This window comes from Pseudomonas sp. AFG_SD02_1510_Pfu_092 (assembly GCF_003331055.1).
Taxonomy (GTDB): Bacteria; Pseudomonadota; Gammaproteobacteria; order Pseudomonadales; family Pseudomonadaceae; genus Aquipseudomonas.
In genome coordinates this window covers 1-17,387 of sequence record NZ_PUQD01000066.1, presented here as the reverse complement: position 1 = coordinate 17,387, position 17,387 = coordinate 1, and the positions used below count along the sequence as shown (strand labels likewise).

Sequence of the window (17,387 nt, the reverse complement as noted above, 5' to 3'; positions counted from 1 at the left end):
GAATTGTCGGCTGGTTCACAGGCTGCCTTCGACCTTGGCGGCGATGTCCGCCGGCAGCCAGGCCTTCCACACCTCGCGGTTATCGCGCAGGAAGCTGAGTGCAGCATCGCGCGGTGGCGTACGCTTTTCGCTCATGGCTGCCAGCGCCTGGTTCAGCCGGTCGATGGGCAGGTCGACCTGTTCGAACACGCTGACCAGCTCCGGGTAGCTGTCGCGAAAATCCCTGGACACACCGATCGACAGTTTCGCTGGCAGCGAACGGCTGCCTTTCGGGTTGGGGTTACCGGCATCGGTGAGGGTGGCCCAGGCCTGGGCATCGAACGGCGGTTCCTCCAGCCGTATGAGCTTGTAGCGCCCCATCAGCGGCGTGGGGTTCCAGTAGTAGAACAGCACCGCCTGGCCCCGGCGAATGGCCGAGGCGACTTCGGCGTCCATCGCCGCTCCCGAGCCGGTGCGGAAGTTGCTGTACAGCTCATCCAGGCCGTAGGCCTTGAGCTTCTGGCTGTTGACGGTTTCCGAGGTCCAGCCGGCGGGGCTGTTGAGAAAGCGCCCTTTCCCGGGCGACTCCGGGTCGCGAAACACCTGGGGGTAACGTTTCAGGTCCTCGACACTGCGCAGGTCAGGTGCCATTGGTTTCAGCTTGCGAGCAGCGTCGCCTTCAATCACATAGGCCGGCACCCACCAGCCTTCTTCGGCGTTTTTCACCGTGTCACCCAGGGCATAGACCTGGCCCGCTTGCTCGGCCTTGACCCACGCCGGGCTGCGCCCGGCCCATTCTTCGGCGATCACTTGCAGGTCGTTGCGCGCCAGGGCCACCTCCATGCTCACCGTGCTGCCGGGCAGGGTATCGGTGGGGTAGCCATAGCCGCGCTCCACGATCAACCGCAGGATCTCGGTGGTCAGGGCACCGCTTTCCCAGCCAATGGCGCCAAAGTGGATGGGCGCGCTGCGTTCTGCCGAAGCGGCGCTGTCGGTGCTGGCCAGGCCCACGGTAAGCAACAGGCCGGCCAGCAGCGTTGGAATCTTCTTCATCGGCGCCTCGTCGGTGGCTTTTTCAGGGTGCGACAAGTGTAGACGACCGGCACCGCGGCCCGCTTTTGTGCAAGGGAACACCCTCCCGATGGCAAGCGTGGCATCCGCTTGCAACAGTGAGCGCCGCCGTCCGGCTACCTGTTTTGCGCGACCTTGGAGGCGCCCCGATGACACTGGCTCTGAACTTCATTTATTACCGCAACTTCCGCTTCGACGGAAAACTGCACATCCGCTGTACCGGTGCAGACCTGTACAAGGTGGACCGTATCCGTTATGAGTATGAGCGTACCGGCAGCGAGGGCCCGGTCTCGTTCAGAGGGGTCTCGGTGCATTCGCAAGCGCGTAGCGGCAAGCTGGCCGACCATGGCTGCCCGGCCACCCTGGTGGCGGACGACGAGCCCGGTACCTACACCATACGGCCCAAGGTCGTGTTACTGGATGAGCATGCAGCGGCGCTTGGTCGAGCCACCGGATGGGCCGGGGTCATCGAGATGCCGCCGCTGGTACTCGACATCCAGGCAGATGAACCGAACCGCAGCCTGCTCGACAAGATACCGCTGCCCGCGAATGCTCGCCGCAAGCGTGCGTCCGGCCATGACGATGCCGTGCCCACGCCCTTATGGCCTGCGCCCGTACCGGGCAGCCGTTACCCGACATTGCTCATCCGTTTCGGCGCTGGTGGGCATGAACGCCTGCTTCACGATCTGCAACCCGGCTCTGGCGCGTTGCTGGCGCGCCGTTGGCCTGGCCTGCAGGCCGTGATCGCACCAACGCCGCTGCTGAGCGGCGGCGAGCTGAGTGAGGCCCGGCTGCGGCCGCTGCGCCAGTACTGTTACCTCGAACAGCCCGCAAGCATGCTGAACGACACCTACGCGGCGTTGCTCAAGGACTTGGCCGCGCTCGAGTACGTGCACGCCATGGAGTTCGTGCAGCCCGAGCCAGAACCCCATCCCGTGGCGCTGGTACTGGCGGGGCTGCTGGCGACCCTGCTGACCGGCGCCGCCGTGGTGGCGGGCAACAAAGCCTATGAAGATGCGCAGCCAACGCCTGACTTCGAACCCCGCCAGAACTACCTGGACCAACCCGGCCCAAGAGGGCAGGGGCTGAACGTGCGCCGGGCATGGGCAAAGCAGGTTACCGGCAAAGGCGCGCGTATCCACTTCTGTGATGGTGGGTTGTACCCGCAGCACGAAGACCTGCGCGGCAATCCCGCCTTGAAGATCGTCTCGCTCGAACCGAACCACAACCCCAGCCACGGCACCGCTTCGGCAGGCATCATCGTTGCCACGCGCAATGACATGGGGGTCACCGGGATCAGCCACGACAGCGAACTGTACCTCTACAACAACCGCGCCATGGATGCGCAAAGGCAATTTCAGGCGCTGAAGGATCTGCTGCGCAACGTCGAGCCAGGGGATATCGTCGGCATCAATCGCCAGACCGCCAACAGCGAAGTGCTCAGCAGCCTGCTGCCATCCTTGCATGACCAGGCCTGGTGGACCGTGATGCAGCAACTGAGCGAGCGCGGCGCGGTGGTGGTCAATGCGGCAGCCAACGGCAGCAGCGCGACCCTGGCAGACAAGGGCACACGAGCAGGCCAGGGGCTCGACTTGTCGCAGTGGCGCTACTTCGATGACCACGGCGATTCAGGGACTATTCTGGTAGGTGCCTGTCAGTCCTGGGATGGTAAGCCCCATGCCTATTCGAACCACCATTATCCCTACCGCATGCTCAATGCCTGGGGTGACAGCGTGGTGACCTTGTCGCGGGGTGACTTGCAGGACCTGGGCGGCGATGACCGGGATTATTCGGCAAACTATGCCGGCACCTCGAGCGCGACGCCGATGGTGGTCGGCGCCCTGGGCCTGATCCAGTCGTATGCCATTGAGCACCACCACATCTACCTGAATGGCAACCAGATGCACCAGCTGGTGATGGTGTCCGGCTACGACGACGCAACGCTTGAGGGTACCGATGTGCTGCCGATGGGCGCCCGGCCCAATGTGCATGGCGCCCTGGTGCTGCTGGACCGGATTCTCGGCGGTGGCCGCTTCGAAGCCTGAGGCAGGGCCGGCTGGCACCGGCCCTGCCAGCCATTACACGCGGAACTGGTCCATCAGCGCCTGTTGCTGGTTGGCCAGGCTGTTCAGCGACTGGCTGACCCGCGCCGACTCGTTGGCCTGCCCCGACAGCGATTCGGTGACGTCGCGGATGGTGGCCACGTTGCTGTTGATTTCCTCGGCCACCGCGCTCTGCTCCTCGGCAGCCGAGGCGATCTGCAGGTTCATGTCGGAAATCACCGTCACGGCCTGGCCGATGCGCTGCAGCGCGGTGACCGCCTGGCCCACCTGCTGCACGCCGCCCTGGGCCTGGCGGTGGCTGTTGTCCATGGCACCGACCACTTCGCGGGTGCCGTTCTGCAACGCTTCGATCACCTGACGGGTTTCTTCCACCGACTCCTGGGTGCGCTGGGCCAGGTTGCGCACTTCGTCGGCCACCACCGCGAAGCCACGGCCGGCTTCCCCGGCGCGGGCCGCCTCGATGGCGGCGTTGAGCGCCAGCAGGTTGGTCTGTTCGGCGATCGAGCGGATCACCTCCAGCACCGAACCGATCTTTTCGCTGTTCTGCGCCAGGCCCTCGACCTCGGCCATGGCGTGGCTCATGTCGGCGGCGAGGGCCCCGATGCTGTGGGTGGTGCGGTCGATCACCGCCAGGCCTTCGCGGGTGGCCTGGTCGGCATCGCGCGCGGCCTGGGCAGCCTGCGCGGCGCTGCGGGCGACGTCCTGGGCGGTGGCGCTCATTTCATGCGAGGCAGTGGCCACCTGGTCGACCTGGCGGTACTGCTGTTCCATGCCGGCGCTGGTTTCGCTGGCAATCGCCGAGGACTGGTCGGCGGTGCCACGGGCGGCCTGCACCGAGCGCTTGACCTCGGCGATGGTCGGCTGCAGCTTGTCGAGGAAGCGGTTGAACCAGCCGGCCAGTTCGCCCAGTTCGTCCTGCTTCTGATAGGTCAGGCGGCGGGTCAGGTCACCCTCGCCGCTGGCGATGTCCTTGAGCATGCTGGCCACGCCGAGGATCGGCCGGGTGACGCCACGGGCCATCAGCCACACCATCAGCAGGCCGGCAATCGCCGCCGCCAGGCCCAGGCCCAGCTCCAGCAGGGTGCCGCTGGTGTTCAGCGCGTCCAGCTCCTGTTTCAGCGCTTCGGCCGGCCCGGTCAGGGCGTTTTCCGGCACGTCCAGCAGCACGCCCCAGGGCTGGGCATCCGGGATCGGCCGGAACGCGGCCAACACCTTCAGGCGCTGCTGGTCGTGGACGATGGTCAGCTTGCCGTCGGCCAGCTTGCGCACCAGCTCGGCACCCTTGGCGGTGTCGACCTGGTCGAAGCGCTGGGCCAGCTTGCTGGCGTCGGCGCTGTAGCCGGCCAGCAGGCCGACCGGGCTGAGGATGCCGACCGTGGTGCGGCCTTCGTACAGGCTGCGGCTGGCCTCCTGGCTGAGGGCCTGCAGGCTGTTGAGGTTGATGTCGATGGACAGGGTGGCGATCACCTTGCCGTCGACTGCCAGCGGGAAGACGATGCTGGTCATCAGCACCTGCTGGCCATCGATGTCGTAGAAGTACGGTTCCACCACGCAGACCTTGCCGGACGTGCGTGGGCACACCCACCAGGTGTTGGCCGGCTGGCCGCTGGGGCCGACCTCGGTATTGGCCATGTCCCGCTCGGGCAGGGCCATGGCGGTCAGCTGGCCGACGCGCGGCTGCGACCAGTACAAGGCGAAACGCCCGGTTTCGTTGCTGCCCAGTTCTGCCTTGTCGACGAACAGGCTGTCCTTGTTGTCCAGGGCGTTGGGCTCGAACACCAGCGACAGGCCCAGCAGGTCAGGGTTGGCCTGCAACGCGGCGCGCACCTGGCGAGTCATGTCCTCGCGCAGGTCGAAGGCATCGAGAAAGCGCTTTTCCGCCTGCTCACGCAGGAACAGCACCTGGCGGGCGAAGCCAGCGCCGTACTGGTAGGCGTCCATGAACTGGCGGCGAATGTTCAGCGCCTGCACCTCGCCTTGCGACTCGATGCGCGACTGCGCCGATTCGGTCAGCATCTGCATGCTGCTGGCCTTGACCAGGTCCGAGCTGTGGTCCATGCGGTACAGCGACAGGCCGACGAGCAGGGTGACGATGCCGGCCAGGCAGAGACCGGCGAGCAGAGTGATCTTCCACTGGATGGAAAGTTGTCGCAAAGGCATGGGGGCGGATCCCTTGTAATAAGAGTGTGGCTGACGATTGTGTCGGCCGCCGCGGGCTTTTCTTTATTCAAACGTTCAATTTAACCGCCGGGCCGCGTCAGGCATTGGTAATGCGCCGCAACATGGCGCTTTTGACATCCGCCGCCCACTGCTGCACAGTGCGCGCTTTTTTCTGCGCAATGAGGTAAGCCATCCATGAATGCAGTGATCGCCGCGGTCGGCATCATGCTGATACTCAGCCTGTCCCGCGTGCACGTGGTCATCGCCTTGATCGTCGGGGCCCTGGCCGGTGGGCTGGTGGGCGGCCTGGGCATCGAGGGCACGCTCAAGGCGTTCAACGGCGGCCTCGGTGGCGGGGCCACGGTGGCGTTGTCCTACGCACTGCTGGGCGCTTTTGCCGTGGCGATCGCCAAGTCCGGCCTGGCGCATGCCCTGGCTGATCGCGCCCTGGCCATGATCGACCGTCAGGGCCACGCCAATGGCGGCAAGGTCAAATGGTTGCTGGTCGGCCTGATGCTGGTGGTGGCGGTGTCGTCGCAGAACATTCTGCCGATCCACATCGCCTTCATTCCGTTGCTGGTGCCGCCGTTGCTGTACGTGCTGACCCGTCTGCGCATCGACCGCCGGCTGATCGCCTGCGTGATCACCTTCGGCCTGATCACCCCGTACATGTTCCTGCCGGTGGGTTTCGGCAACATCTTCCTCAACGAAATCCTGCTGGCCAACGTTGCCCGCGCGGGGGTCGATGTGAGTGGCGTGAATGTCACCCATGCCATGGCCATTCCGGCCGCCGGCATGCTGGTCGGCCTGTTGCTGGCGGTGTTCATCAGCTACCGCAAGAAACGTGATTACGATCTGGCGCGTATCGAGCAGGTGGAGCAGGTGAGCGTGCAATACAACCCGCTGACCCTGCTGGTGGCCGGGCTGGCGATTGCCCTGGCGTTCATCGTCCAGCTGTGGCTGGACTCGATGATCATCGGCGCCATGGTCGGTTTCCTGGTCTTCTCGCTGTCGGGCATCGTGCGCTGGAAAGACACTGACGACCTGTTCACCGAGGGCATGAAGATGATGGCCATGATCGGCTTCATCATGATTGCCGCCTCAGGCTTCGCTGATGTGATGAAGGCCACCGGCGAGGTGAACAGCCTGGTGCAGACCTCGGCGCAGTGGATCGACCATAGCAAGGGGATCGGCGCCTTGCTGATGCTGCTGGTGGGCCTGCTGGTGACCATGGGCATCGGCTCGTCGTTTTCCACCGTGCCGATCCTGGCCGCGATCTTCGTGCCGTTGTGCGTGCAGCTGGGCTTCGACCCGCTGGCCACGGTGTGCATCGTCGGTACCGCCGGTGCCCTGGGTGATGCCGGTTCGCCTGCCTCGGACTCGACCCTCGGGCCGACCTCGGGGCTGAACGTGGATGGCCAGCACCACCACATCTGGGACACCGTGGTGCCCACCTTCATCCATTACAACCTGCCACTGCTGGCCTTCGGCTGGCTGGCGGCGATGACCCTGTAGGGCGGGGAGGGCGTCAGCCCTTGCCGGGCGGTGGCGAGATGCGGTTGAGCACGGTGCTGCCGTCCTTGCTGCGGGTCAGGTAGACCGGCAGCACCTTGGGCAGGTTGTTGACCAGGCGCCCCACCTCGCGGGTGTTGTAGATGCCGCTGATGCGAATGCGCCCGGTGTTGGCGTCGGCCAGCAGCAGCGGCGCCTCGAGGTAGCGGTTGATCATCGGCAGTGCCTGTTTCAGGCTCAGGTTGTCCAGCACCAGCTTGCCGTCGCGCCAGGCCAGGCTGTTGCTGTAGTCGTCGCCCTGTTCCAGTTGCGGCTCGAAGTCGCCCTGACGGTAGCTGGCCTGCATGCCGGGGTCCAGGCGGTAGCCACCGCTGCTGCCGTTGCTGGACACCAGCACCGAACCTTCCACCAGGGTCACCTTGACCTGGTCCTGGTACTTCCACACGTTGAACTGGGTGCCGGTGACCCGGGTCTGGCCATGGCCGGCATGCACGATGAAGGGGTGGCTGCTGTCGTGCTGCACCTTGAAGAACGCTTCGCCCCGTTTGAGCGTGACCTGGCGCCGGTCCTTGTAGTTGAGGTAGGTGAGCTCGGTATGCAGGTTGAGCTGCACCGTGCTGGCGTCGCTCAGCTGCACGGTCTGCATGCGCTCGCCGGCTTCGAAGTGCTGGTAATGATTGGGCAGCCAGCCTTGTTCCCAGCCCACCCAGCCGGCCGCCGGCAGCACCGCCAGGGCGATGGCGGCGGCAGATGCCAATGGCCGCCAGTTGCGCGTGCGTGGGGCTAGTGCGGCGGGCGGGTTGAAGTCGACCACAGTGGCGTTGCGCGGCAACAGGTCGGCGGTGTGCCAGATTTCCAGCATGGCCTGGTATTCCTCGGCATGCCGTGGGTCGGCCGCCAGCCAGCGGGCGAACGCCTCGCGCTCGGCCGCCGGGCAATCTTCGGCATGCAGGCGCATGCACCAGTGCGCGGCGGCGTCGGTGATGGCATCGTCTGGGCTGGGATTGAGGCGGTCGTGGTTCATTGCGGCTCCGGGTTTTGCGCATTCTACCCTTGCCGATGGGCTGCCGAGAACCGAGGTAATGGCGAATGACTATCAGTTGTGCCGGTTTTTCGTCGGAATGGCCCTGGTTTTCCAGCGTTTGAGAACCCTTCGCGCAGGGAAATTCAGGCTGAGATCGTTGGGGCTGCTGCGCAGCCCATCGCGACACAAGGCCGCTCCCACAGGTAAAGCGCTGCCCGGTGGATGGGTGCGATACCTGTGGGAGCGGCCTTGTGTCGCGAAAGGGGCGCACAGCGCCCCCAGCGGCTCATCAGAACTGCGCCGCCTCCAGCCCATAAAGGCTGCCACTGCCTGCCCGAATACTGGCCTCCAGGCCCAGGCTACGCGGTAGAACGCGCTGGAAGAAAAACGCCGCACAGGCAAGCTTGGCCCCATGAAACGCGACATCCTCGTCACGCCTGGCCAATGCCACCGCCGCCATCCGTGCCCACATGTAGGCGTACGCGGTCAGCCCGAACAGCTGCAGGTACTCCACCGCCACCGCGCTGACCAGGTTGGCATCCTCGGCGGCCCGCGCCTGCAGCCAGGCGCTGGTAGCCTCCAGCCGCGCCAGGCTTGCTTGCAAGGCCTCGCGGTGCAGCGGCGCATCGATGCTGAAGGCCCGCACTTCGGCGGCAAAGCTCGCCAGCGCCTGGCCGCCGTCGGCCAGTACTTTGCGCCCGAGCAGGTCGAGCGCCTGGATGCCGTTGGTGCCTTCGTAGATCTGTGCGATGCGCACATCGCGCACCCGCTGTTCCTGGCCCCATTCGCGGATGTAACCATGGCCGCCAAACACCTGCTGGCCAAGCACGCAGCTCTCCAGGCCGTTGTCGGTGAAGAACGCCTTGGCCACCGGCGTCAACAGCGCGACCAGGCGCTGCGCATGCTCACGTTCGCCGGCGTCGTCGGCGTAGCGCGCCAGGTCCAGCTGCTGGCCCACATAAGCGGCGAACGCCCGGCCGCCTTCGGTAAGGCTGCGCATGGTCAGCAGCATGCGGCGCACATCGCCGTGCTGAATGATCGGGTCGGCGGCCTTGTCCGGCGTCTGCGGGCCACTGGCGGCGCGGCTTTGCAGGCGCTCGTTGGCATAGCGCGCGGCGCTCTGGTAGGACGCCTCGGCGCAGCCGATGCCTTGCAGGCCGATGGACAGCCGTTCGTAGTTCATCATGGTGAACATTGCCGCCAGGCCCTTGTTCGGCTCGCCGACCAGGTAGCCGATGGCGCCGTCGAAGTTCATCACGCAGGTGGCCGAGGCCTTGATGCCCATCTTGTGCTCGATCGAGCCGCAATGGGCAGCGTTGCGTGTACCCGGACGGCCATCGGCCTCGACCAGGTATTTCGGTACGAGGAACAGCGAGATGCCTTTGGGCCCGGCTGGCGCATCCGGCAGCCGCGCCAGCACCAGGTGGATGATGTTCTCGGTCAGGTCCTGCTCGCCGCCGGTGATGAAGATCTTGCTGCCGCTGATGCGATAGCTGCCGTCGGCCTGGGCTTCGGCGCGGCTGCGGATCAGCCCCAGGTCGCTGCCGGCGTGCGGTTCGGTGAGGCACATGGTGCCGGCCCAGCGGCCTGCGTAGAGCGGCGGCAGGTAGGTGGCCTTGAGCGCTTCGCTGGCGTGGGCATCGATCGCCAGGCAGCTGCCGGCGCTCAGCGCCGAATACAGGCTGAAGCTGCAGTCGGCGGCGTAGAGCATTTCTTCGAACAGCACGCCGAGCATTTTCGGCATGCCCATGCCGCCATGGTCCGGGTTGCCGCCCAGGCCGACCCAGCCGCCTTCGCGGTAGCGGTTCCAGGCTTCGCGAAAGCCATCGGGGGTGGTGACCTGGCCTGCGTCGAAGCGCACGCCTTGCTCGTCGCCGTTACGGCTGAGCGGGGCAATCAGCTGGCCGGTGACTTTTGCCGCTTCCGCGAGAATGGCATCGGCGGTGTCGGCGTCGATGCGCTCGGCCAGGGCGGGCAGGCGGGCCCACAGGGCCGGGGCGTTGAACAGCTCGTGCAGGATGAAGCGCATGTCGCGCAGGGGGGCGGTGTAGGTGGTCATCGTTGCCTCATGAACGGTGGAAGGCAGGCTCGGCCTCTTCGCGGGCTCGCCCGCTCCCACAGGTAAAGCGCAGGGCTCAGGTTTGCTGCGATCCCTGTGGGAGCGGGTTTACCCGCGAAGAGGCCGCTACGGTTTCAAAGGGCTTTGGCCCGGTCGCGCAGCACGTACTTCTGGATCTTGCCGGTGGAAGTTTTCGGCAACTCGCCAAACACCACGGTCTTCGGCACTTTGAACCCGGCCAGGTGCTCACGGCACCAGCTGGTGAGGTCGGCCTCGCGGGTGTCCTCGCGGCCCGGCTTCAGGGCCACGAAGGCGCACGGGGTTTCCCCCCATTTGTCGTCCGGGCGCGCCACCACGGCCGCCTCCAGCACCGCCGGGTGCTTGTACAGGGCATCCTCGACCTCGATGGTGGAAATGTTCTCGCCGCCGGAAATGATGATGTCCTTGAGCCGGTCCTTGATCTCGACATAGCCGTCGGCGTGCCACACGGCCAGGTCGCCGGTGTGGAACCAGCCACCACGGAAGGCCTCGGCGGTGGCTTCGGGGTTCTTCAGATAGCCCTTCATCACCGTGTTGCCGCGCATGAAGATCTCGCCCAGGGTGTTGCCGTCGCGCGGCACCGGCTCGAGGGTTTGCGGGTCGGCGACCATCAAGCCGTCGAGGGTCGGGTAGCGCACGCCCTGGCGGGACTTGATTCGCGCGCGCTCTTCCAGCGGCAGTGGGTCCCAGTGGTCATGCCAGGCACACACGGTGACCGGGCCGTAGACTTCGGTCAGGCCGTAGGTATGGGTGACCTGGATGCCCATCTCCTCCACGGCGCCGATAACCTTGGCCGGCGGCGCGGCGCCAGCGACCATGGCCTGCACCGGGTGTTCGATGGCCGCCTTGGCCGCCTCGGGCATGTTGACCAGGGCATTGAGCACGATCGGCGCACCGCATAGGTGGCTGACCCGGTGTTCGCGGATCAGGGTCAGGATTTTCTGCGGGTCGACCCGGCGCAGGAACACATGAGTGCCGGCCAGGGCGGTGACGGTCCAGGGGTAGCACCAGCCGTTGCAGTGGAACATCGGCAGGGTCCACAGGTACACCGGGCGCTGGCCCATGGCCCAGGTCAGCTGGTTGCCCAGTGCGTTCAGGTAGGCACCACGGTGGTGGTAGACCACGCCCTTGGGGTTGCCGGTGGTGCCGGAGGTATAGTTGAGCGAGATTGCCTGCCACTCGTCATCCGGCCATTGCCAGGCAAACGCCGGGTCGCCTTCGGCGAGAAACGCCTCGTAATCCAGGTCGCTTGCCGGCCGGCCTTCGCCGTACTCCGGGTCATCCACATCCACCACCAGTGGCGGGTGCTCGAGTAAGGCCAGGGCCGCCTCGATGACCGTGTGGAACTCGCGGTCGGTGATCAGCACCTTGGCTTCGCCGTGCTGCAGCATGAAGGCGATGGCCTCGGCATCCAGGCGTACGTTCAGGGTGTTGAGCACGGCACCGGTCATCGGCACGCCAAAATGGGCTTCGAGCATGGCCGGAATGTTCGGCAACATCACCGCCACCGTGTCGCCACGGCCGACACCCCGGCCCGCCAGGGCGCTGGCCAGGCGCCGGCAGCGTTGGTAGGTTTCCTGCCAGTTGCGGCGGATGGCACCGTGGATCACCGCCGGGTAGTTGCCGTACACGGCAGCGGTGCGTTCGATGAAGCTCAGCGGGGTGAGGGCGACATGGTTGACGGCAGCGGGCATCAGGCCCTGGGCATAGATCGACATGCGGTAATCCTGTAGGGGAGGCAGGCGCAGCCTGTGCGCGTGACCCCGGTGGCTGATTGTTAGCTCTGTTCAGGGGGCAGGGCGGCGGACTGTCGGGCCGCTCCCGCTTGTCGCAGTTTTACGCGAGCCGCTATGGTATTAGGAATATCGACTATAGCAATATAGTAAAACTACTATAACAACGAGCCGCCTACCGTGGACCAGACTGCCTACCCCTTGCTCGCCAAAGACCCCCAACCCAGCCTCATGCTGGCCGGCGACGCCACCCCGCTGACGCTCAACCCGGCGTTGCAGGCCTGGCTCGCTGAAGGCCCGGCGTTGGCCCGCTGGCTGCCGGCCAACTGTCGCGCCCTGGTGCGCGCCTGCCTGCGCCAGCACCGGGCGATCGCCGATGTCGAAGTGCAGGTCGGCGAGCGCATCGTGCTGTGGAGCTTCATCCCGGACGAGCAGGGCCAGCAGGTGCTGGGGCGTTGCCGTGACGCCACCGACGAGCGCCAGGGGGCGCGTGAAGCCAGCCGCGCCCGGCGCCTGTACCGGCTGATCATCGAGAACACCACCGACCTGATCTCCCGGCACAGCCCCGATGGCCGTTTTCTCGATGCCTCGCCTGCGGCGTTCCGCCTGCTCGGCCTGTGGCCCGAGCAACTGCGCGGCATGGCCGTGCATGGCCTGCTGCATCCGCGTGAACGGCGCCAGGTGCTGCGCCAGGCGGCCGCGGCCCTGGACCAGGACGGTTATCACACCATGACCTGCCGGGTGCGCCAGGCTACCGGCGGCTACCGCTGGTTCGAGATCGCCAGCCGGGCCATTCGTGAAACTTACACGGGTGCGGTGGTGGAGGTGGTCAGCGTGTCCCGCGATATCACCTTGCGCATCGAAGCCCAGCAGAGCCTGGCGCACAGTGCGCGGGTGGCGACCCTGGGTGAGCTGGCCTCGGGCATCGCCCACGAGATCAACCAGCCGCTGGCGGCGGTGGTCAACTACGCCAACGCCAGCCTGCGCTACCTGCAAAGCCTGGAGCGCGACCCGCAGGCCCGCGACCGGGTCGGCCAGGGCTTGCAGCGCATTACCGAGCAGGCCACCCATGCCGCCGAAGTGATCCGCCGCCTGCGCGCCTTCCTGCGCAAGGGCCCGCGCCGCCTGCAGGCGCTGGACATGGCCGAGGTGGCTGGCGAAGCCATGCGCCTGTGTGCCTGGGAAGCCGCGCGCGACCAGGTGCAGGTGGAGATGCGCATGAGTGCGCAATTGCCCTTGGTGTACGCCGACCGGGTACTGCTGGAGCAGGTGCTGCTGAACCTGTTGCGCAACGCCATCGATGCCAACCGCGAGCAGCAGGGGCAACAGCCATCCCGTATCCTGCTGAGCGCCACCCGTGACGGCGACGGCGTGCTGGTCGAGGTGGCCGACCAGGGGCCGGGCGTGGCGCCCGAGCGCCTGGATGAAATCTTCACCCCGTTCACCACCAGCAAGGTCGATGGCCTGGGCCTGGGTTTGAGCATGAGCCGCAGCCTGATCGAAGGGTTTGGTGGCAGCCTGTGGGCGCGCGCGGGTGACAATGGCGGTCTGGTACTGTGCTGCCGGCTGGCGGTCAGCCGGGAATGAGCGGAGGTAGCGTGCAAGCGAAAGTGTATGTGGTCGATGATGACCAGGGGATGCGCGATTCGACCGTCTGGCTGCTGCAGTCGGTAGGCCTGCAGGCCTTGCCGTTTGCCAGCGGGCAGGCGTTTCTCGACGCCTGCGCGGATGACGGGCCGGCCTGCGTGTTGCTGGATGTGCGCATGCCCGGGCTGGGTGGCCTGGCCGTGCAGCAGGCGCTGCGCGAGCGTGGTGTGCTGCTGCCGGTGATCTTCGTCAGTGGCCACGCCGATGTGCCGATCGTGGTGCGGGCGTTCAAGGCCGGGGCCTGTGACTTTATCGAAAAACCCTACAACGACCAGTTGCTGCTCGACAGTGTCCAGGCAGCCCTGGAGCAGGCCGGGCGCGCGCGCCAGGACGACCAGGCGCTGGCCCTGGTGCAGGCGCGTATCGACGGCCTCACGCCGCGGGAGCGTGATGTGTTCGTGCCGTTGGCCCAAGGGCTGAGCAACCGCGAGATTGCCGAGCAATTGGGTATCAGCGTGAAGACCGTCGACCTGTACCGGGGGCGAGTGATGAAGCGGTTGCAAGCCGCCAGCCTGGCGGAGCTGGTGGGCATGGCCATTGCCAGCGGGGCGGTGGAGGCGTTGGGCCTGAAAGCGATGTGACTGCGATTTGCGCGCTCACAAAGGGTGATACTTGCCAGTAATAATGAAATTTTCCATAGCACCCTAATCAAAGCTTTGACATTCACTGCCTAGGCAGTAATATTTTCACACAATTACCCGAGCAGCCTTCCGATGGCCCATTTCTCCCCCGAAAACTTCCAGACCTGCGCCATCGGCATGCTGCTTGGCCGTGCAGCGATCCTCAAGGACCGCATTCTGGACTGGCACCTCGAATCCGAAGGCGTCACCGCCGCGCAGTTCAAGGTGCTGATCATCGTCACCCAGTACCAGGTGGACACCCCGGCCGAGCTGTGCCGTTACCTGGGTCTGGACAGCGGCTCGATGACGCGCATGCTCGACCGCCTCGAACAGAAGGAACTGATCGTGCGCAACCGCTGCGCCGACGACCGCCGGCAGGTACGCCTGGCGCTTACCGCCGATGGCCAGCGCCTGGCCGACCGCCTGCCGGAAATCGGTGCCGCGGCCATGAACGAGTTGTGCGGCGCACTGGCCGCCGAAGAGCTCGAGGCCCTGGAAGGCCTGCTGGCCAAGGTCCTGCTCGCTGCCGGCGACCCGTTGACGATCCGCCGCTTCGGCGATCGTTGAACCCTGTCACGTATTTTCCAAGGTATTGTCATGGCTACTCCCGCAGACACCCCGACCCCCTCCGTCGCGCCCGAGCCGTCGCGCAAGCGCAAGGCCTGGCTGCTTGGCCTGCTGTTGCTGCTGCTGGTTGCCGGTGCTGGCGCCTGGGCCTGGTACAGCCTGGTCGGGCGCTGGCACGAAAGCACCGACGACGCCTACGTCAACGGCAATGTGGTGGAAATCACGCCGCTGATTACCGGCACCGTCACCAGCATCGGCGCCGATGACGGCGACCTGGTCCACGCCGGCCAGGTGTTGCTGCAGTTCGACCCGGCCGACAGCGAGGTGGCCTTGCAGTCCGCCGAAGCCCGGCTGGCGCGCAGCGTGCGCCAGGTGCGCGGGCTGTACAGCAACGTCGACGCGCTCAAGGCCCAGCTGGAAACCCGCCAGGCCGAACTGCGCAAGGCGCAGCAGGACTTCAACCGGCGCAAGGTGCTGGCCGACAGCGGTGCCATCGCGGCGGAAGAACTGTCGCATGCCCGCGATGACCTGAGCGTGGCCCAGGCTGCCGTCAACAGCGCACGCCAGCAGCTCAGTACCAGCAGCGCCCTGGTCGACGACACCGTGGTGTCCTCGCACCCTGAGGTGATGGCCGCCGCCGCCGACCTGCGCCAGGCCTACCTCGACCATGCCCGCACCACCTTGGTCGCGCCGGTTACCGGTTATGTCGCCAAGCGTACCGTGCAACTGGGCCAGCGCCTGCAGCCAGGCACCGCGACCATGGCGGTGATCCCGCTGGAGCAGGTGTGGATCGACGCCAATTTCAAGGAAACCCAGCTGCGCGACATGCGCATCGGCCAGCCGGTGCAGATCAGCGCCGACCTGTACGGCAGCGAGGTCAAGTACAGCGGCACGGTCGACAGCCTTGGCGCTGGCACCGGCAGTGCCTTTGCCCTGTTGCCGGCACAGAATGCCACGGGCAACTGGATCAAGATCGTCCAGCGGGTGCCGGTGCGTATCCACCTCAGCCCTGATCAGCTCAAAGAGCACCCGTTGCGTATCGGCCTGTCCACCGTGGTCGAGGTCGACCTGCACGACCAGAGCGGCCCGGCTCTGGCTCAGCAGCCCGCGCAGCAGGCCAGCTACACCACTCAGGTGTATGACCGCCAGCTGGTCGAGGCCGACAACCTGATCGCCCGGCTGATCCACGAAAACAGCGCACCTGGCAAGACGGCCCAGCGATGAGCAACAACGCCGCTGCCCAGTTCACCCCGCCGAGCCTGCTGCTGACCACCATCGGCCTGTCGCTGGCAACCTTCATGCAGGTGCTCGACACCACCATCGCCAACGTGGCGTTGCCGACCATTTCCGGCAACCTGGGCGTGAGTTACGAGCAGGGCACCTGGGTCATCACCTCGTTCGCGGTGAGCAACGCCATCGCCTTGCCGCTGACCGGCTGGCTGAGCCGGCGGTTTGGCGAGGTCAAGCTGTTCATCTGGGCCACGCTGCTGTTCGTGCTGGCGTCTTTCCTGTGCGGCATTGCCCAGTCGATGCCGGAGCTGGTCGGTTTTCGCGTGTTGCAGGGGGTGGTGGCCGGGCCGTTGTACCCGATGACCCAGACGCTGCTGATTGCCGTGTACCCCCCGGCCAAGCGCGGCATGGCGCTGGCGCTGTTGGCGATGGTCACGGTGGTGGCGCCGATTGCCGGGCCGATCCTCGGCGGCTGGATCACCGACAGCTATAGCTGGCCGTGGATCTTCTTCATCAACGTGCCGATCGGCCTGTTCGCCGCCGCCGTGGTGCGCCAGCAGATGCGCAGCCGGCCGGTAGTCATCAGCCGCCAGCCGATGGACTACATTGGCTTGCTGACGCTGATCGTCGGCGTCGGCGCGTTGCAGGTGGTGCTGGACAAAGGCAACGACCTGGACTGGTTCGAGTCGTCGTTCATCATCGTTGGCAGCCTGATTTCGGTGGTGTTCCTGGCGGTGTTCGTGATCTGGGAGCTGACCGACCGCCACCCGGTGGTCAACCTGCGGCTGTTCGTGCACCGCAACTTCCGCGTCGGCACCGTCGTGCTGGTCGGCGGGTATGCGGGGTTCTTCGGCATCAACCTGATCCTGCCGCAGTGGCTGCAGACACAGATGGGCTATACCGCGACGTGGGCGGGCCTGGCGGTGGCGCCGATCGGGCTGTTACCGGTGCTCATGTCGCCGTTCGTGGGCAAGTACGCGCACCGCTTCGACTTGCGTGTGCTGGCCGGGCTGGCGTTTCTGGCGATCGGCAGCAGCTGCTACCTGCGGGCCGGGTTCACCAGCGAGGTGGACTTCCAGCATGTGGCGCTGGTGCAGTTGTTCATGGGGATCGGCGTGGCCTTGTTCTTCATGCCGACGTTGAGCATCCTGCTGTCCGACTTGCCGCCGCACCAGATCGCCGATGGCTCCGGGCTGGCGACCTTCCTGCGCACATTGGGCGGGAGTTTTGCGGCGTCGTTGACGACCTGGATCTGGATTCGTCGGGCCGACCAGCATCACGCTTACCTGAGCGAGAACATCAGCCAGTTCGACCCGGCGACGCGGCATACCCTGGAGCAACTGGGCGGGGCCAGCCCGCAGAGCTATGCGCAGCTGGAGCGGATACTCAACGGGCAGGCGTACATGATGTCGACGGTGGATTACTTCACCTTGATGACCTGGGTGTTTGCCGGGTTGATTCTGCTGGTGTGGTTTGCCAAGCCACCGTTTACCGCCAAGGCGGGGCCAGCGTCGGCGGGGCATTGAGCTTCGCTCTTGCCGTTGCCGTTGCCGTTGCCGTTGCCGTTGCCGTTGCCGTTGCTTTTGCTTCTAAGCGCGCGATAGCCCAGGCGCCGCAGATTGCGACTTCAGGAGGCCGAGCGAAGGGACTGCGGAGGGAGGTGACGGGCATGGATGCCCGTCA

At 65.9% G+C, this 17,387-nt stretch carries 12 protein-coding genes; 7 read left to right on the top strand and 5 right to left on the bottom strand.

Features of this window, described 5'->3' with window-relative positions; translation table 11 throughout:
- Window positions 1-15 precede the first annotated feature (15 nt).
- Complete coding sequence (locus tag C6A77_RS21830; protein WP_114171334.1) at window positions 16-1,032, bottom strand: ABC transporter substrate-binding protein; 1,017 nt, start codon at window positions 1,030-1,032, stop codon at window positions 16-18.
- A 167-nt stretch (window positions 1,033-1,199) separates the two neighbouring features.
- Between C6A77_RS21830 and C6A77_RS21825 the strand changes: the two genes are divergently transcribed.
- Window positions 1,200-3,095, top strand: a complete 1,896-nt coding sequence (locus tag C6A77_RS21825) for a S8 family peptidase (protein WP_114171333.1) — start codon at window positions 1,200-1,202, stop codon at window positions 3,093-3,095.
- A gap of 33 nt (window positions 3,096-3,128) precedes the next feature.
- On the opposite strand, the gene C6A77_RS21820 is transcribed toward C6A77_RS21825, so the two are convergent.
- Window positions 3,129-5,273, bottom strand: a complete 2,145-nt coding sequence (locus tag C6A77_RS21820; protein ID WP_114171332.1) for a methyl-accepting chemotaxis protein — start codon at window positions 5,271-5,273, stop codon at window positions 3,129-3,131.
- A 195-nt stretch (window positions 5,274-5,468) separates the two neighbouring features.
- Here C6A77_RS21820 and C6A77_RS21815 point away from each other — a divergent pair, with 195 nt between their 5' ends.
- Complete coding sequence (locus tag C6A77_RS21815; protein ID WP_114171331.1) at window positions 5,469-6,788, top strand: Na+/H+ antiporter family protein; 1,320 nt, start codon at window positions 5,469-5,471, stop codon at window positions 6,786-6,788.
- 13 nt (window positions 6,789-6,801) lie between these two features.
- Here C6A77_RS21815 and C6A77_RS21810 read toward each other — a convergent pair whose 3' ends face one another.
- From C6A77_RS21810 to C6A77_RS21800, 3 genes are all read right to left on the bottom strand, one after another.
- Window positions 6,802-7,809: a FecR family protein gene (locus C6A77_RS21810; protein WP_114171330.1), complete on the bottom strand. Its 1,008-nt coding sequence runs from the start codon at window positions 7,807-7,809 to the stop codon at window positions 6,802-6,804.
- Window positions 7,810-8,098: 289 nt separating this feature from the next.
- A complete protein-coding gene (locus tag C6A77_RS21805) occupies window positions 8,099-9,868 on the bottom strand; it encodes an acyl-CoA dehydrogenase C-terminal domain-containing protein (RefSeq protein WP_114171329.1) in 1,770 nt (589 codons plus the stop codon).
- A 134-nt stretch (window positions 9,869-10,002) separates the two neighbouring features.
- A complete protein-coding gene (locus C6A77_RS21800) occupies window positions 10,003-11,625 on the bottom strand; it encodes an acyl-CoA synthetase (protein WP_114171328.1) in 1,623 nt (540 codons plus the stop codon).
- Between the two features lie 195 nt (window positions 11,626-11,820).
- On the opposite strand from C6A77_RS21800, the gene C6A77_RS21795 reads away from it, so the two are divergent.
- From C6A77_RS21795 to C6A77_RS21775, 5 genes are all read left to right on the top strand, one after another.
- Entirely contained in the window at window positions 11,821-13,227 is a 1,407-nt protein-coding gene (locus tag C6A77_RS21795; protein ID WP_114171327.1) for an ATP-binding protein, read from the top strand.
- Complete coding sequence (locus tag C6A77_RS21790; protein WP_114171326.1) at window positions 13,224-13,868, top strand: response regulator transcription factor; 645 nt, start codon at window positions 13,224-13,226, stop codon at window positions 13,866-13,868. Before C6A77_RS21795 ends, C6A77_RS21790 begins: the two co-directional genes overlap by 4 nt.
- A 132-nt stretch (window positions 13,869-14,000) precedes the next feature.
- Window positions 14,001-14,474, top strand: coding sequence for a MarR family transcriptional regulator (locus C6A77_RS21785; protein ID WP_114171325.1), 474 nt, complete (start codon window positions 14,001-14,003; stop codon window positions 14,472-14,474).
- A gap of 30 nt (window positions 14,475-14,504) precedes the next feature.
- Complete coding sequence (locus tag C6A77_RS21780) at window positions 14,505-15,698, top strand: HlyD family efflux transporter periplasmic adaptor subunit (protein WP_114171324.1); 1,194 nt, start codon at window positions 14,505-14,507, stop codon at window positions 15,696-15,698.
- Window positions 15,695-17,230, top strand: coding sequence for a DHA2 family efflux MFS transporter permease subunit (locus C6A77_RS21775; protein WP_114171323.1), 1,536 nt, complete (start codon window positions 15,695-15,697; stop codon window positions 17,228-17,230). Before C6A77_RS21780 ends, C6A77_RS21775 begins: the two co-directional genes overlap by 4 nt.
- Window positions 17,231-17,387: the final 157 nt, after the last annotated feature.

What these genes read in the sequence shown, in the direction of transcription:
- C6A77_RS21830 (WP_114171334.1), bottom strand. Translation starts at nt 1,032, where the DNA reads ATGAAGAAGATTCCAACGCTGCTGGCCGGCCTGTTGCTTACCGTGGGC.
- C6A77_RS21825 (WP_114171333.1), top strand. Translation starts at nt 1,200, where the DNA reads ATGACACTGGCTCTGAACTTCATTTATTACCGCAACTTCCGCTTCGAC.
- C6A77_RS21820 (WP_114171332.1), bottom strand. Translation starts at nt 5,273, where the DNA reads ATGCCTTTGCGACAACTTTCCATCCAGTGGAAGATCACTCTGCTCGCC.
- C6A77_RS21815 (WP_114171331.1), top strand. Translation starts at nt 5,469, where the DNA reads ATGAATGCAGTGATCGCCGCGGTCGGCATCATGCTGATACTCAGCCTG.
- C6A77_RS21810 (WP_114171330.1), bottom strand. Translation starts at nt 7,809, where the DNA reads ATGAACCACGACCGCCTCAATCCCAGCCCAGACGATGCCATCACCGAC.
- C6A77_RS21805 (WP_114171329.1), bottom strand. Translation starts at nt 9,868, where the DNA reads ATGACCACCTACACCGCCCCCCTGCGCGACATGCGCTTCATCCTGCAC.
- C6A77_RS21800 (WP_114171328.1), bottom strand. Translation starts at nt 11,625, where the DNA reads ATGTCGATCTATGCCCAGGGCCTGATGCCCGCTGCCGTCAACCATGTC.
- C6A77_RS21790 (WP_114171326.1), top strand. Translation starts at nt 13,224, where the DNA reads ATGAGCGGAGGTAGCGTGCAAGCGAAAGTGTATGTGGTCGATGATGAC.
- C6A77_RS21785 (WP_114171325.1), top strand. Translation starts at nt 14,001, where the DNA reads ATGGCCCATTTCTCCCCCGAAAACTTCCAGACCTGCGCCATCGGCATG.
- C6A77_RS21780 (WP_114171324.1), top strand. Translation starts at nt 14,505, where the DNA reads ATGGCTACTCCCGCAGACACCCCGACCCCCTCCGTCGCGCCCGAGCCG.
- C6A77_RS21775 (WP_114171323.1), top strand. Translation starts at nt 15,695, where the DNA reads ATGAGCAACAACGCCGCTGCCCAGTTCACCCCGCCGAGCCTGCTGCTG.